Source organism: Roseomonas sp. F4 (assembly GCF_053891155.1).
Genome location: NZ_JBSSHK010000002.1, coordinates 560,529 through 574,642 on the forward strand (window position 1 = coordinate 560,529; position 14,114 = coordinate 574,642).

Here is a 14,114-nt window from a genome sequence, read left to right on the forward strand (position 1 = left end):
GCATTTCGGGCCCGTCCCGAAAAGCCGGGCGGCCAAAGGCCAGGGTCAACCCCTGTCAGACCACCCAAAAACCCTCTCCACCCGAAGGGGGGCGAGGGCAGGGTGAGGGCGGCTTCTAAAATACTGAACACCCTCAACGCCTTGCGCCCCGCCGATGGGCTGGCAGCGCCGGCATCTCGGTCAAAGCGCCCGCAGGCCGAAATCGCCCACGGTCTTCAGGCCGATGCGGAACAGCAGCAGCGTGCCGCCGGTATAATCCGCCCGGGTCGTCGGATCTTCCGCCCAGCTTCGCACGAATCGCGTCTCGAAGATGAAGCACTCATCCTCATAGGTGGCGGAGGCCTGGGCGGCCACCGGGCGGTCGAGGCCGATGTCGTAGCGGCCGAACAGCCCCACCCGCCAGTTCTCGTTCACCCGCAGCGTGCCGCCGAGGGAGAATTCCTCCCGCTTGCGGGTGGTCACATTCGGCGCCGGATTGGTCAGCAAATAGCCGCCGGAGAGGCTGAAGGGGCCGCCGAAGACGGTGGCGGTGCCGTCCCAAAGCCGGCCCTCGCCGGTTTCCCGGTCCAGCCGCGCCCGGCCCACCATCTCCAGCCAGGAGACAGGCGCGAGCCGCAGCCGCCCGACCCAGTCGGAGGAGCGGTTTTCCAGGCCGGAGCCATCGGCGAAGGTCTCGTCGGTGGCCATGCGGACGGAACGGCCCGCCAGGCCCTCCAACTGCCCGCCATTGGGGAACAGCCAGGCGCCGCGCAGCGCGGCGTCCACCCGCGTGCCGCCCTCGAAGCGGTCGCGGCCGGCGAAGCGGTTCAGGCTGAACAGGTTCGCATCGGTGAATTCGAAGTCGAGGCTGTCCTCATTCGGGAAGCGCAGCTGCGCGCCGGTGGCCGGGCCGGTCACCAGCTGCACCCGCGGCTCGATCACCTGCGCGCCATATTCGCCGGCGCTGCGCAGGAAGGGCATGCGCCAGTCCACGGCGGTGCGGACATGGCCGCGGCCATAGAAGCCGTCGCCACTGGCATTGCCGTAGGTCGGCGCCAGGGCCAGCCCATCGACCCAGCCGCCGACGATGTCGGCCTGGGTGCGGAAGGTCCAGATCTCGCCGAGGTCGCCCACCAGCGGCAATTCGTAATTGCCGCGCGTGGCGACGCGCCGTGTATCCGTGCCGCTGCTGCGGAACAGGCTGAAGGCGGAGGCATCGACGGTGAAGCGCCCGCCCAGGCTGTCCGTCGGGAAGACGTAGTCGGCATAGCCGCGCGGCAGCACGAAGGGCGTCTGGTCGGAGGAATTGGCCGCGTCCAGCCCCTGGTAGAGCATGGTATCGACGCGGGCATAGCCCTCCGGCCCCCAGAACCCCTCGGCGTAGGCCGTGGTGGTCAGCACCCGCGGGGCCCCGTAGCGCCAGGCCTGGAGATATTCGCGGGAGGAGGCGCGGTTCACCGCGAAGCCGGCGCGCCAGTTCTCATCCAGGGTGAAGCGGCCCTGGGAGAAGATGTGCCCGCCAATGCCATCCGCATTGGTGTCGTCCAGGCTGCCGACCGAGCCCTCGAAGGTCACTTCGCCGTAATTGAAGCGGCGGCGATAGGCGCCACCCAGATTCGGCACCTGCTTGGTGGAGGCGGTGACGGCGATGGTCGCGTCCGAATGGTCGTCGATCGCCCAGTAATAGGGCAGCTCCATGAAGCCGCCGAGGAAGTTGGTCTGGCCCAAGGTGGGCGAGAGGAAGCCGGAAGCGCGCGGCGCATCCGGCGAGGCATGGCTGAAATAGGGGGCGTAGAGCAGCGGCACCCCGCCGAACTGCACCGCCGCGTCGCGGTAGCGCACCCGCTGTTCGGTGCTGTCCAGCGTCGCGATGCGGGCGCGCAACTGCCACAGCGGCGGCCGCGTCGGGTCCTCCGGGCAGAGGTCGCAGGAGGAATAGATCACCCGCGCCATGTCGGTCACGGTGCCGCCGGTGCGCCGGCCACCCGCCGCCGCCAGCCGGGCGTTGGAGGCGAGCAGGCCGCGAATGCCCTCGATGGCCGCGTCGCGCATGCCGTCGCTCAGCACCACGCGCTCGGCGAACAGGGTCTGACCGTCCGGCTCGACCAGGGCGACATTGCCGGTGGCGGTGGCGACGCCGGTGTCGCGGGCATAGGTGAATTCATCGGCGCGCAGCACCCGGTCGCCCTGCCAGGCCTCCACCCGGCCGCGCGCGGTGACGACGTTGTTGACCTGGTCGTATTCGACCTCCTCCGCCGTGAAGGTCACCGGGCCGTCATTGGTGCCGCGATTGCCGATTCCCATCAGCCCCTGCTGGGCGCCGGGGCCGGTCGGGGACAGCACCAGCCCGAGCGCGGTCAGCGCGGCGAGGCCGGCCAGCCGCCAGGATGGCGGTTCCCGCGATGGGTCGGGCAGCGGGGGCTCCGGTACCGGCAGGGGCGGCACCGGCCGGATCGGTGGCGGCAGCTTGCGGCGGCGAGGAGGGGCGGTGCCGGCGGGCCGGGGGGTCGGCGGCATCATCCATCCTCCAGATGCAGCAACAGGGCGAGTGCCAGCAATAGCCCGGCCAGCGTCGGCGCCCAGGCCGCCAGGATCACCGGCAGCGACCCGGCCTCACCCATTTCATTGCTCACCCGGTCCAGGACGAACAGGGCGAAGCCGGCGGCGACGCCGCCGCCGATCATCTGCGCCACGCCGCCGCGCCGGGTCTGGCGCATGGAAAAACCGGCGGCCAGCAGCGCCATGCCCAGCGCCAGCGCCGGCATGGCCAGCAGCGACTGGAACTGGATGCGGTGGCGCACGGCGGAAAAGCCCGCCTCCTCCAGCACGGCGATGAAGCTGGGCAGGGACCAGAAATCCAGGGTCTCGGGGGAGGCGAAGCTGTCCTGGATGCGGTCCGGGGTCAGCTCCGTCGGCAGGCTGATGCGGCTGGGCGGGCTGGCCCGGCGATCGGCGCCGAAGCTCACCGCATCCTCCAGCACCCAGGCGCCGGAGATCAGCCGGGCGCGCGGCGCCTCCAGCCGCGCCAGCGGGCGGTCATCGGCCGACAGGCGCCAGACGGTCACATCCTGCAATTCGAAGCGCGGCTGCCGGCGCGGCACCGGGGAGGCTTCCTCCCGCATCGCCACCGGGCGGCCGGACAGGATGGCGACCCCCTGCGGCTCCAGCCCCCGATCCGCCTGCCGCAGCCAGAGCCGGCCGCCGGCCAGGGAGGTAAGCCCGCCGCCGCTGCGCAGATAGGTCGAATCCAGCCGCTCCGCCCGCGACAGAAGGGCGGAGGAGATGGGGGAGATGGCGAAGGTGCCCAGCATGCCCAGCAGCACCGCCACCACCAGCGGCCCGGTCAGGAAGCCCCAGGCGGAAATGCCGGCCGCCCGCGCCACGATCAGCTCGGAAGACCGGGTCAGGCGCCAGAAGGCGATGATGCCGCCCAGCAGGATGGCGAAGGGCATGATCTGCATGGCCACGAAGGGCAGCCGCATCGCCGCGATCTGCAGGGGGATGCCGAAATCCACATCCGGCCGGGTGGCGGCGCGGCGCAGCAGCTCGATGAAGTCGAACAGCGCCACCAGCCCGATCAGGGCCGCCATCACCAGCAGCGTCGCCAGCAGGAAGCCGCGGGCCACATACAGCGACAGGGTAGGGGTCAGGACCATGGGGCTCAGCCGGCCGGCATCGGGGCGGGGCGGAAGCGCGGCAGGCCCGGCGCGCCCACCAGCCACCAGGCGGCGATCACGCCGGGCAGGGTGGCATGCGCCCAGATCAGCCAGACGAAGCTGTTGTCCCGGGTGGCGAGGTTGCCGATGGTCAGCCCGATCGCCAGCAGCCCGACCACCAGCCCGACGCCGATGGCCAGCCGCAGCCCGCCGCCATGGCGGCGGAACTGCCCGGTCAGCGCCACCGCCATGCCGACCAGCGCGAAGGTCAGGGCGGTCAGCGGCGCGGACATGCGCTGATGCGCCTCGCCCACGAAGCGGGCCAGGTCGCGCGGGCGAAGCTGTTCGGCGGGGTCGGGGTGCAGCAGCTCGGCGATGCCGCGTTCCCGCGAATCGCGGAAACGCACCTCCTCCTGCCGCGTGGCGCGGGCCAGGTCGACGCTGTTCTCATTGAAGCTCAGCACCGAGAGCCGCATGGTGGAGGGGGTTCCTGGCGGGGAGCCGGCAGGCGGCGGCACCCGTTCCATCTGTTGGCGCACGCCGTTCTGCAGTGTCACGCGGGGGCCATGGGGGCCGTTCGAGATGCGCCCGACCTCGGCCAGGATGGTGGCCGGGGCGCCGGCCTCCCGCGCATCATGCACCAGGATGCCGCGCAGCGTGCCGTCGCGGTCGCGCAGCCGGGCATAGACGGTCAGGTCGCCGCCGACCGAGGAGAACACGCCTTCCTGCACCAGGATCGCCGCCATCTCGTTGCGGATTTCATATTGCCAGATGCGGAAGGCGGTGTGGGACATCGGCACCAGCCACAGGTTCAGCACATAGCCCAGGCCGACCGCGGCCGTGGCCAGCACCAGCGCCGGCCGGGCGAGGCGCAGCTGCGACAGGCCGGCGGCGCGCATCACCACCAGCTCCCGGTCCGTGTTCATACGTACGTAGACGAACAGCACCACCACGAAGGTGGTGATGGGCAGGATCACCGCGACGAAGCCGGGCAGCATCAGCCCGGTGAGCTGCACGAAGACCACCAGCGACAGGCCGCGATCCAGCACCAGCTCCATGAAGCGCAGCGACTGCGTCAGCCAGACCAGCGCGGCGAGGCCGCAGGTCACGGCCAGCAGGCCGCCCAGAAGCTGGCGCAGGATGTAGCGGTCGATCCGTGTCATCCGCCTGCTTCTAGCAGTGCGGAAGGGGCGGCGGCAAAGCACCTGCCGGGGGAGTCACAAACTTGGTCACGGGGCGGTGCTACGCGCGACGAAACGGGCGATCACGGCGGCCGGCACCAGCCGGGTGCGCGGCGCGCCCGCCTCCGCGCCCGTCGGGTCGTCGCGATGGCTGACCAGCCCGGCCAGGCAGCCCGACGCGGCCTCGAACACCGCGCCGCCCGAGTCGCCCGGGGCCAGGGTCTCCGGAATTTCGAGATAGGCGCCGAAGCGCGGATCGGGGTCGGCCACCGGCGCCAGCAGCCGCGTCCGCTGCGACCGGCGCGGCGTGACCAGCAAGGCCGGGGTGCCCGGGGCGGGCGGCGCGGCGCAGAGCGTGGCGGTGCCGAGGCTGGGCAGCGGCCCGGTGGCGCGCAGCAGGGCCACATCCTCCCCTTCCAGATAGCGCTGGCCGATGCCGCGATCGACCCGGTCCTGCCCGGCGCGGATCAGCCGCGCCGGCGCCGGATTGCCCGCGACCGCCAGCACCAGCGGCCCCGCCCCGGCCGGGCAGACCCCGCGCGGGCGCTGCGCCGAGCCATCCACCACATGCGCCGCCGTCACGAACTGCCCGCCGCCGAGATGGATCGCCGCCCCGCTGGCCAGGCAGCGCGGCGATTCGCCGGATCGCACCTGCGCCACCGCGCCCGCCGCGACCAGCGCCGGGTCGGGCGGCCGCGCCGGCGGCGGCGCCGTGCAGCCCGCCAGCAAGGCCAGCGGCAGGGCCAGCCGGCGGATCAGGGAAAGACCTTGCCCGGATTCATCAGGCCCCAGGGGTCGAGCGCCGCCTTGATGCGCCGCATCGTGTCCAGCTCCGCCCCGCCGCGCCAATCCGGCATCATGTCGGTCTTCAGCCGCCCGATGCCGTGCTCGGCGCTGAAGGACCCGTCCATCTCCCGCACCACGGCGTTCACGCAATCCATGATGTCGTGGCTGCGGGCCAGGAAGGCGGCCGGGTCCATGCCGGGCGGCTGTTCCAGGTTCATGTGGATATTGCCGTCGCCGATATGGCCGAAGGGCACCGGCCGGCTGCCCGGAATCAGCTTCTGCAATTCCGCCGAGCAGCGGCGGATCATCTCCGGCACGCGGGAGACGGGGACGGAGACGTCGTTCTTCACCGAGGCGCCCTCGCGCTTCTGCGCCTCCGGATGCTCCTCCCGGATCTTCCACAGCTTCTGGGCCTGGGCCTCGGATTCGGCCAGGACGGCGTCCAGAACTTCCCCGGCCTCCATCGCCTCCGCCAGCAGGGATTCCGCCATGTCGCGCAGCCCGGCATCGGGCCGGGGGGAGGCGAGGTCGACCAGGACGTAATGGTCGGCGCGCGTTTCCACCGGCAGCGTCACCCCCTCGATGTGCTTCAGGCAGAAATCGACGCCGGCGCCGGACATGTATTCGAAGGCGCGCACCGCGCTCTCATCCCGGTCGCGGAAGCGGCGGAACAGGGCCAGCGCCGCATCCTCATCGGCCACGGCGCAGAAGGCCAGCGCGGTGTCGCGCGGTCGGGGATACATGCGCAGCACGGCGGCGGTGATGAAGCCCAAAGTGCCCTCCGCCCCCACGAACAGGTGGCGCAGCGCATAGCCGGTATTGTCCTTGCGCAGTCGGCGCAGCCCGTCCCAGATCTGGCCGTCCGGCAGCACCACCTCCAGCCCCAGCATCAATTCGCGGGCATTTCCGTAGCGCACCGTGGTGTTGCCGCCGGCATTGGTGGACAGCACGCCGCCGATCGTGGCCGTGCCCTCCGCGCCGAGGCTCAGCGGGAACAGGCAGCCGGAATCGGCCGCCGCGTTCTGCGCCGCCTTCAGCACCACCCCGGCCTCCGCCGTCATGGTCATGTCCACCGGGTCGATGGCGCGGATGCGGTTCAGCCGGGCCAGGCTGACCACCATCTGGCGCCCGGATTCATCCGGCGTCGCGCCGCCGACCATGGAGGTATTGCCCCCCTGTGGCACCAGCGGCACCCCGGCCGCGGCACAGAGCTTCACCGCCGCCGCCAGCTCCGCCGTATCGGCCGGGCGGATCACGCAGGGGGTGGCGCCCCGGTACAGGGCGCGCCAATCGGCCAGATGCGGTTCCAGATCCTCTGGCGCCGTCAGCAGGCCGCGCGGGCCGAGCAGGGCAGCCAGGGCATCGAGCAGGCCGGGCGGGGTCAGCGGGGGCAAGGTATCGGGCATGGTCAGGCCTCCTACAGGAACGTCGGCTAGAGGAAAACCGCGCCCATCAGCGCGCCGGCCGCCAGCACCCAGAGCGGCGAGAATTCCGTCCGCCAGACGAACAGGGTGGAGCCGACCGTCACCACCACGGCCATCCAATGCACCGCCGCCGCCTGGGCCAGGATGATGCCGGAGGAGAAGATGAGCCCGACCGCGATCGGCACCAGCCCCTTTTCCGTCATCCGCAGCCAGCCAGCCCCGGCCAGCCGCTTGCGCATGCGGGAAAAGCCGAAGGCCAGCAGCCCGGCCGGGCCGGTCATCGCCAGGGTGGCCACCAGCATGCCGGTCAGCCCGGCGACCTGCCAGCCGATCAGCCCCACCACCAGCACATTCGGCCCCGGCGCCGCCTGGGCCAGGGCGAAAAGCTGGGCGAAGCGCTCATTGCTCATCCAGCCATGCACATCGACCGCCAGCCGGTTCATCTCCGGCACCACGGCGATGCCGCCGCCCACCGCGATCAGGGAGATCGCCAGGAAGCCGAAGGCGAGCTGGCTCAGCACATCCTCGCCATCGCTCATGGCCGAACACGATCCCTCATGGTCCACCAGGCGGCCAGGATGCCGACGGGCGCCAGGCCGAGCACGATCCAGGGCAGGGGCAGGCGCAGCACCGAACCGCCCAGCAGCGCGGCGACGCCCACCGCCAGGATCGGCCAGGCCGGCTTCAGATTGGTGGTGATCTTGGCGGCGGTGCCGAGCACCATGCCGGCCGCCGCCGCCGCCGTGCCGGCCAGCACCGCCTGCACCATCGGCACATCGCCATAGGCGTCATGCAGCAAGGCCAGCCCGATCAGCACCACCAGCGGCCCGCCGAACAGGCCGACACTGGTGGCCAGCGCGCCCCAGCCGCCGCCGAAGCGGTCGCCCAGATGGATCGCCACGTTCAGCGCATTCGGCCCCGGCAGCACCTGGCCCAGGCCGAGCACCTCGGCATATTCCTGCTCCGTCACCCAGCGCTTTTCCTCCACCAGCACGCGCCGCGCCCAGGCATTGACGCCGCCGAAGCCGACCAGCCCGATCTTGAGATAGGTGAGGAACAGCGCCGCGACGCTGGGGCGCGGCCGGGCCGGGGGATCTGACATGCCCCCAAGGGACAGCGCGCGGCGCCGCGGATCAAGCCCCCAGGCAAGCATCTTGCGAGCAGCCCAGCCTTGCGCCGACAAGGATTGCGAAAGACCGCCCTGAACATGGTAGATGCGCCGCAACGCATACGAGGATCTGCCATGCTCGACCGTCGCACGCTGCTCACCGCCAGCCTTGGCGCGCCCCTTCTGGCCGCTCGCCCCGCCGCCGCGCAGGAGCCCTATCCCAGCCGCCCGGTCCGCCTGCTGCTGGCCTTCGCCCCCGGCGGCGGCACGGACCTGATCGCCCGCACCCTGGGCGGCGCCATGACGCCGACCCTCGGCCAGACCGTCGTCGTGGAAAACCGCCCCGGCGCCGGCGGCAATATCGCGACCGAGCAGGTCGCCAGCGCCCGGCCGGATGGCTACACGCTGCTGATGGGCAATCACGGCCCGATGAGCGTCAACGTCTCCCTGTTCCGCAACATGCGCGTGAACCCGGAAACGGCGCTGGAGCCGATCGGCCTGGTCGCCGACGCGCCGCTGATCGTGGTGGTCGGCCCGGCCTCCAAGGCCACCACCCTGCCGGAGCTGCTGGCCGAAATCCGCGCCGCCAATGGCCGCACCAACTACGCCAGCGCCTCCAACGGCTCCGCCAGCCATCTCGCGGCGGCGCTGATGCTGCAGATGGCGGGGCTGGAGGCGGAGCACGTGCCCTTCCGCGGCGCCGCCCCGGCGCTGACCGATGTGGTCGCCGGCCATCTGCACTTCATGGTCACCACCCTGCCTTCCGTGGTCGGGCTGATGAACAGCAATGCGGTGCGGCCCCTCGCGGTGACCGGCGATGCCCGCATGTCGCTGTTCCCGAACATCCCGACCGTCGCCGAGACCATCCCGACCTACAAGGCGACCGCCTGGTACGGCATCCTGGCGCCGAAGGGCACGCCGGAGCCGATCCGCGCCCATATCTACGCCTCGATGCGCGCCGCTCTGTCCAACCCGGACGTGGTGCGCCGCCTGCGGGATGAGGGCGCCGAGCCCTCCTCCATGGACGGCGCCGGCTTCGCCGAGCTGATCAAGTGGGAGCGGGAGCGCTGGGCGACCGTGGTGCGCCAGGCTGGCATCACGGCGGATTGATTGGCGCAGGCCGGCCGCGGGGCGTCAGCCCCGCGCGTCCAGCACCGCCTGCCCCAGCGCCACCATCTCCCCGGCCGAGACGGCGGGCAGGTCACCGAGGTCGATCCCGGCATTGCGCTTCAGGGCGCGCTCGTCGGTGATCGCCCGGCGGTGCACCATCAGCAGGTCCAGCCGCGGCAGCCCCAGGATGAACTGCCCGTAGTGACCGGAGGCGAGGAAGGCCCCCTGCCAGTCCGGCGCCTCGCTGTGCATCGGCAGCCACCAGTAATAGCCATAGCCCATGCCGCGACCGGCGAAGCGGCCCTGCATGTCCTCCGGCCGCACATGCGGCGCCACACTGTCCCGCACCCAGGCTTCCGGCACCACCTGCCGCCCGGCCCAGCGCCCGCCCCGCAGCGCCAGCAGCCCGACCCGCGCCATGTCCCGGCCCGAGAGGAACATGTGGTAGGCGAGGAAGCGCGACCGGTCCGGATAGCCCAGCATGCGTTGGCGGGCGCGATCGAAATCCTCGAAGCCGAGCGGGATGGCGAGCTGGTCGCGCAGCGCGTCATGCACGGCGATGCCGGTCAGCTGCTCGAAGATCGCGCCGGCGACGTTGAAATCCCAGTTGTTGTAGTGGAAGCGCGTGCCCGGCGGATGGGCGCCACGGGCCGGCGTGCCGGCATCGTCGCCGCCCGGGCTGCCCGCCGGGGCATAGACGCCGGACCGGCTGGTCAGGATGTCGCGGATCGTCGTCTGCCGCTCCTGCGGCAGCAGGCCCTGCACATCGTCGATGCCGAGCTGTTCCAGCGTCAGCGACAGGTCGATCCGCCCCGCTTCCACATGCGGCCCATAGAGCAGGGACAGGATGCTTTTGCGGGTCGAGGCCAGGTAGCTGACCTCCGCGACATCGCCATACCGGTAGGCCACGCGGCCGCCGGAGACCACCATGAAGGAGGTGGTGGTCAGCCCGCGCAGGCGTTCGGTGAAGCGCGCCAGCGCTGCCGGGTCGAAGCCCGCCGCCGCGGCCTCCACATCCGCCCAGCCGGCGGCGGGAAAGGTCTCCTCGGCGCGGCTCATGGCGCGGCCCGCCGCACGTCCTTGGCCAGCGTCCGCTCATCCAGCCGCGGTTCGTAGGTCAGGCCGCGGCGCAGCGCCCAGCTGTTGGTCTGGTGGTACAGCGGGATGATGGCGGCATCCTCCATCGCCATGGTCGTGGCCTCGCGCAGCAACGCCTCCCGCTCCGGATCCGCAAAAGTGCCGGCGGCGCGCGCCACCAGGCTGTCCAGCGCCGGATTGCTGTAGCCGGTCGTGTTGCCGGCGCCGATGCCGCGCGCCTGGTCCGGCGTGCCGAGCACGTTCACCAGCATGGAGGAGGCATCGAAGGTCGCATTCCCCAGCCCCACGACATGCACCGCGAAGCTGTCGCGCTGCGTCGCATAGGCGCTCCAGGGCAGGGAGGCGACGCTGGTGCGCACGCCGATCCGCGTCCACATCTGCGCCACGGCCTGGGCGACGGAGGTGGCACCCGGATAGCGATCCGTCGGCACATGCAGGGTGAGGCGGAAGCCGCCCGGATAGCCGGCCGAGGCGAGCAGCGCGCGGGCGCGGTCCGCCGCCGCCTCACCCACCGTCAGCCCCGGCACGGCGGAGAAGGTGCCCTGCGGCAGGATCTGCACGGTCGGCGCCGCGGTGCCTTCCAGCACGCGCTCCGCCAAGCCGGTGCGGTTGACGGCCAGCGACAGCGCCTGCCGCACCTCCCGCCGCGCCAGCGGATTACTGGGCAGGGCGCTGCCATCCGCCGCGGTGACGAAGGGCGCCGGCACCGCCGCGCCATGCCGGGGAGCGAGGTAGATCACGCGCAGCCCCGGCGCCTCCACCAGCACCACCTGGGCCGAGCCGCGAAGCCGCGGCAGGTCGGAGGCGCTGGGCATCTCGATCATGTCGACATCGCCCGACAGCAGCGCGGCGGTGCGGCCGGCCGGGTTCGGCATCATGCGGTAGCTCGCCCCCTCCCAGGTCACCTGCGCACCCCACCAGGCGGGGTTGCGCTCCAGCTCGATCCGGTCGCCCGGGCGGAAGCTGCGCAGGCGGAAGGCGCCGGTGCCGATGGCGGCGCGGCCGGCATTGAAGTCCGCGGTGGTCGCATCCTCCGCCGCATGGCGCGCGATCACCGCGACATTCACCAGATCGCCCGGCAGGCCGGGGGAGGGGCCGCGCGTCTCGATCCGCAGCGTGGTCGCATCCACCCCCGTGACGCTGGCGATATTGCGCAGGAAGCCGCCGAAGCCGCCGGGGCTGTTCGGCACGTTGCGCGCGCGGGTGAAGCTGAAGGCGATGTCGTCGGCGGTCAGCGGGCGGCCGTCATGCCAGGTCACGCCCGGGCGCAGGCGGAATTCCCAGACGGTCTCGGACACCGGGCGCCAGGATTCGGCGAGCCCCGGCGCCAGCGCCCCATTGGCGCCGCGCTCCACCAGCCGATCGAAGATCTGCATGGCGATGCTGTTGTTGGGGGAGGCGTTGTAGAAATGCGGGTCCACCGAGGTGACGGCACCGGCCATGCCGATGCTCAGCGTCTGGGCCCCGGCCGGGCCGGCGGCCATCGCCGCGAGACAGGCGAGGCCCGCCAGGGCCCGCCGGGCGGCGCGCCGACCTCCACTCCGATCATGCAGCATGGCGAGGCATCCCTTTCGCATCCAGGCGAAGGCAAGTGTCACGGTCCCCAAGCCCATCGGTCAAATCGATGCTAGACATTCAACCCATGCACCGGACGAATGACGCCAAAGCCATCCAGTCGCTGCGGGCGCTGGATCTCAACCTGCTGAAGGTGCTGGACGCGCTGTGGAAATGCCGTGGCATCACCGCGGCCGGCCGGATGATCGGCCTTTCGCAGCCGGCGGTGAGCCACGCCCTGCAACGCCTGCGACTGGCCTTCGCGGACGAGCTGTTCGTGCGCGGCCCGGGCGTGCTGGTGCCGACGCCGCGCGGCACCGAATTGTGCCGCGCCGCCGTCGCGGCGCTGGCGGCGCTGGAGCAGGCCATCCTGCCCTCGGCGCCGTTCCGGCCGGAGGCCAGCGAAAGGCGCTTCCGCATCGGCATGAACGACTATGTCTCCGCCACGCTGCTGCCGCTCATGCTCCAGGCGCTCGGCGGCGCCGCGCCGGCGGTGTCGCTGGAGGTGATCCACCTGCCGCGCGGCCAGAACCAGGATGGCCCTGTCCTGCCCCGGCTGCTGGATGAGGGGCAGGTGGAACTGGCGCTCGGCCAGACCGACACGCTGCCGCCCCGCATCCGGCGGCAGCCGCTGCGCCAGGACCCCCATGTCTGCGTTCTGGCGGAGGCGGCCTCGGACCCGGCGGAGGGCTTCGACATGGCGGCCTTCCTGGCGCGCCGCCATGTCCGCGTCTCCTCCTTCCCCGGGCGGCTGAGCTGGATGGACCAAGCGCTGGAGGCGCGGGGGCTGCGGCGACAAATCGCCGTCACGGTGCCGCATTTCCAGGCGGCGCTGCATATCGTCGCCGCGACCGATCTGGTGACCACCCTGCCGCTCGGTGCCGTCGCGCCCTTCGCCAAGGCGCTGGGTCTGCGCATCCTGCCTTCGCCCTTGCCGGAGCGTCTGCACGGCCTCGACATGGCCTGGCTGAAGGCGATGGATGGCGATGCGGGCCTCGCCTGGCTGCGCGGCATCGTGCTGAGCGCCGCCGAGCCCGCAGGGACGAAATCCCCCGCCGATCCGCCCGGCGGGTGCTTGGCGGATCACGGCGCCGCGTGATCCACTCCGCGCATTCCGGCACGACCGGGACTCGAGGGAGTGAGACCATGCACAAGACCATCCTCGCCATGGCGCTGGCCGCCGTGGTGGCGGGCCCGGCCATGCCGGCGCGCGCGCAGCAGGCCGCTGGTACGCCGCAGCCCGCCAGCGCCCAGCCGCCCGTCGCCCTGCAAAGCTGGGGCAGCTTCCATGTCGGGGGGCGGGAGGTGGTGGTCTCCGGCCAGCCGGTGCGGGAAGTGCTGTTCACCCCCGGCGGCGTGCCCGCCCGCGTCGATCCGAACGGCACCTATCTGATGGGCGGCATGTATGCCCAGTACATGATCCCTGCCAATCCGCGCGGCCAGGCGCCGCTGCTGATGTGGCATGGCGGCGGGCTGACCGGCGTGACCTGGGAGACGACGCCGGATGGCCGCGAGGGCTGGCAGAGCTTCTTCCTGCGCCGCGGCTGGCCCACCTATGTCTCCGACGCCGTCGAGCGCGGCCGCGCCGGCTGGGGCATGATCCCGGAGCAGACCGGCGGCACGGCCGTGGTCCTGTCGGTCGACAATCCCTTCGAGCGCTTCCGCATCGGCGCCGGCCAGGGCAGCTACCAGCGGGGCGAGGTGCTGCCCGGCAACCAGTTCCCGTCGGACCGCGAGAGCTACCTGAACTTCATCCGGCAGAACGTGCCGCGCTTCACCACCACGGACAATCTGACGCTGGAAGCCTATCTGGCGCTGCTCGACCGCGTCGGCCCCTCGGTCGTCGTGGCGCATAGCCAGGCCGGGCTCTTCGGCTGGCGCGCGGCGCAGGAACGCCCCGACAAGGTGCGCGCTCTGGTGCTGATCGAGCCGGCGGCGATCGGCGACATCGCCAAGGTGGCGGCGCTGCGGAACATCCCGGTGCTGATGGTCTATGGCGACTACATTGCCCAGGACAGCCGCTGGCCCACCATCCGTGGCAATGGCGTGCGCTTCGCGGAAGCGGTGCGGGCGGCCGGCGGCAGCGTCGATGTGGTGGACCTGCCGGAGCGTGGCATTCGCGGCAACAGTCACATGATCATGATGGATCGCAACAGCGACACGGTCGCCCAACTGGTGCAGGATTGGCTGGCCAGCAAGGGGCTTTGGCAGTAGCCTT

The 14,114-nt window shown here is 71.7% G+C and carries 12 protein-coding genes; 3 read left to right on the plus strand and 9 right to left on the minus strand.

The annotated features are described in order from the left end of the window. Positions 1-180: 180 nt before the first annotated feature. The 7 genes from ACVFYP_RS10000 to ACVFYP_RS10030 form a co-directional block, all read right to left on the minus strand. Positions 181-2,496 carry an LPS-assembly protein LptD gene (locus ACVFYP_RS10000; RefSeq protein ID WP_499200024.1) on the minus strand — a complete coding sequence of 772 codons (2,316 nt, stop codon included), beginning with the start codon at positions 2,494-2,496 and terminating at the stop codon, positions 181-183. Continuing rightward, positions 2,496-3,635 (minus strand): LPS export ABC transporter permease LptG, encoded by a 1,140-nt coding sequence (gene lptG / locus ACVFYP_RS10005; protein WP_499200025.1) that lies wholly within the window; start codon positions 3,633-3,635, stop codon positions 2,496-2,498. Before lptG ends, ACVFYP_RS10000 begins: the two co-directional genes overlap by 1 nt. A gap of 5 nt (positions 3,636-3,640) precedes the next feature. Further along, on the minus strand, positions 3,641-4,798 hold the full coding sequence (gene lptF / locus ACVFYP_RS10010; RefSeq protein WP_499200026.1) for an LPS export ABC transporter permease LptF: 1,158 nt from the start codon (positions 4,796-4,798) through the stop codon (positions 3,641-3,643). Between the two features lie 66 nt (positions 4,799-4,864). Beyond that, positions 4,865-5,545, minus strand: a complete 681-nt coding sequence (locus ACVFYP_RS10015) for a trypsin-like peptidase domain-containing protein (RefSeq protein ID WP_499200027.1) — start codon at positions 5,543-5,545, stop codon at positions 4,865-4,867. 26 nt (positions 5,546-5,571) lie between these two features. Then, complete coding sequence (locus ACVFYP_RS10020; protein WP_499200028.1) at positions 5,572-7,008, minus strand: FAD-binding oxidoreductase; 1,437 nt, start codon at positions 7,006-7,008, stop codon at positions 5,572-5,574. Positions 7,009-7,034: 26 nt separating this feature from the next. Next, complete coding sequence (locus tag ACVFYP_RS10025) at positions 7,035-7,565, minus strand: chromate transporter (RefSeq protein WP_499200029.1); 531 nt, start codon at positions 7,563-7,565, stop codon at positions 7,035-7,037. Beyond that, complete coding sequence (locus ACVFYP_RS10030; RefSeq protein ID WP_499200030.1) at positions 7,562-8,128, minus strand: chromate transporter; 567 nt, start codon at positions 8,126-8,128, stop codon at positions 7,562-7,564. The genes ACVFYP_RS10025 and ACVFYP_RS10030 overlap by 4 nt, the downstream gene beginning before the upstream one ends. Positions 8,129-8,269: 141 nt before the next feature. On the opposite strand from ACVFYP_RS10030, the gene ACVFYP_RS10035 reads away from it, so the two are divergent. Next, a complete protein-coding gene (locus ACVFYP_RS10035; protein WP_499200031.1) occupies positions 8,270-9,244 on the plus strand; it encodes a Bug family tripartite tricarboxylate transporter substrate binding protein in 975 nt (324 codons plus the stop codon). Positions 9,245-9,268: 24 nt separating this feature from the next. Here ACVFYP_RS10035 and ACVFYP_RS10040 read toward each other — a convergent pair whose 3' ends face one another. Both ACVFYP_RS10040 and ACVFYP_RS10045 read right to left on the minus strand, forming a co-directional pair. After that, the gene (locus ACVFYP_RS10040) at positions 9,269-10,303 is read right to left on the minus strand and encodes a serine hydrolase domain-containing protein (RefSeq protein WP_499200032.1); all 1,035 of its coding nucleotides are present in this window, start codon (positions 10,301-10,303) and stop codon (positions 9,269-9,271) included. After that, positions 10,300-11,898 carry an ABC transporter substrate-binding protein gene (locus tag ACVFYP_RS10045; protein ID WP_499200033.1) on the minus strand — a complete coding sequence of 533 codons (1,599 nt, stop codon included), beginning with the start codon at positions 11,896-11,898 and terminating at the stop codon, positions 10,300-10,302. Before ACVFYP_RS10045 ends, ACVFYP_RS10040 begins: the two co-directional genes overlap by 4 nt. A gap of 86 nt (positions 11,899-11,984) precedes the next feature. Here ACVFYP_RS10045 and ACVFYP_RS10050 point away from each other — a divergent pair, with 86 nt between their 5' ends. Both ACVFYP_RS10050 and ACVFYP_RS10055 read left to right on the plus strand, forming a co-directional pair. After that, positions 11,985-12,995, plus strand: coding sequence for a LysR family transcriptional regulator (locus ACVFYP_RS10050; protein ID WP_499200034.1), 1,011 nt, complete (start codon positions 11,985-11,987; stop codon positions 12,993-12,995). A 47-nt stretch (positions 12,996-13,042) separates the two neighbouring features. Continuing rightward, entirely contained in the window at positions 13,043-14,110 is a 1,068-nt protein-coding gene (locus tag ACVFYP_RS10055; RefSeq protein WP_499200035.1) for an alpha/beta hydrolase, read from the plus strand. Positions 14,111-14,114: the final 4 nt, after the last annotated feature.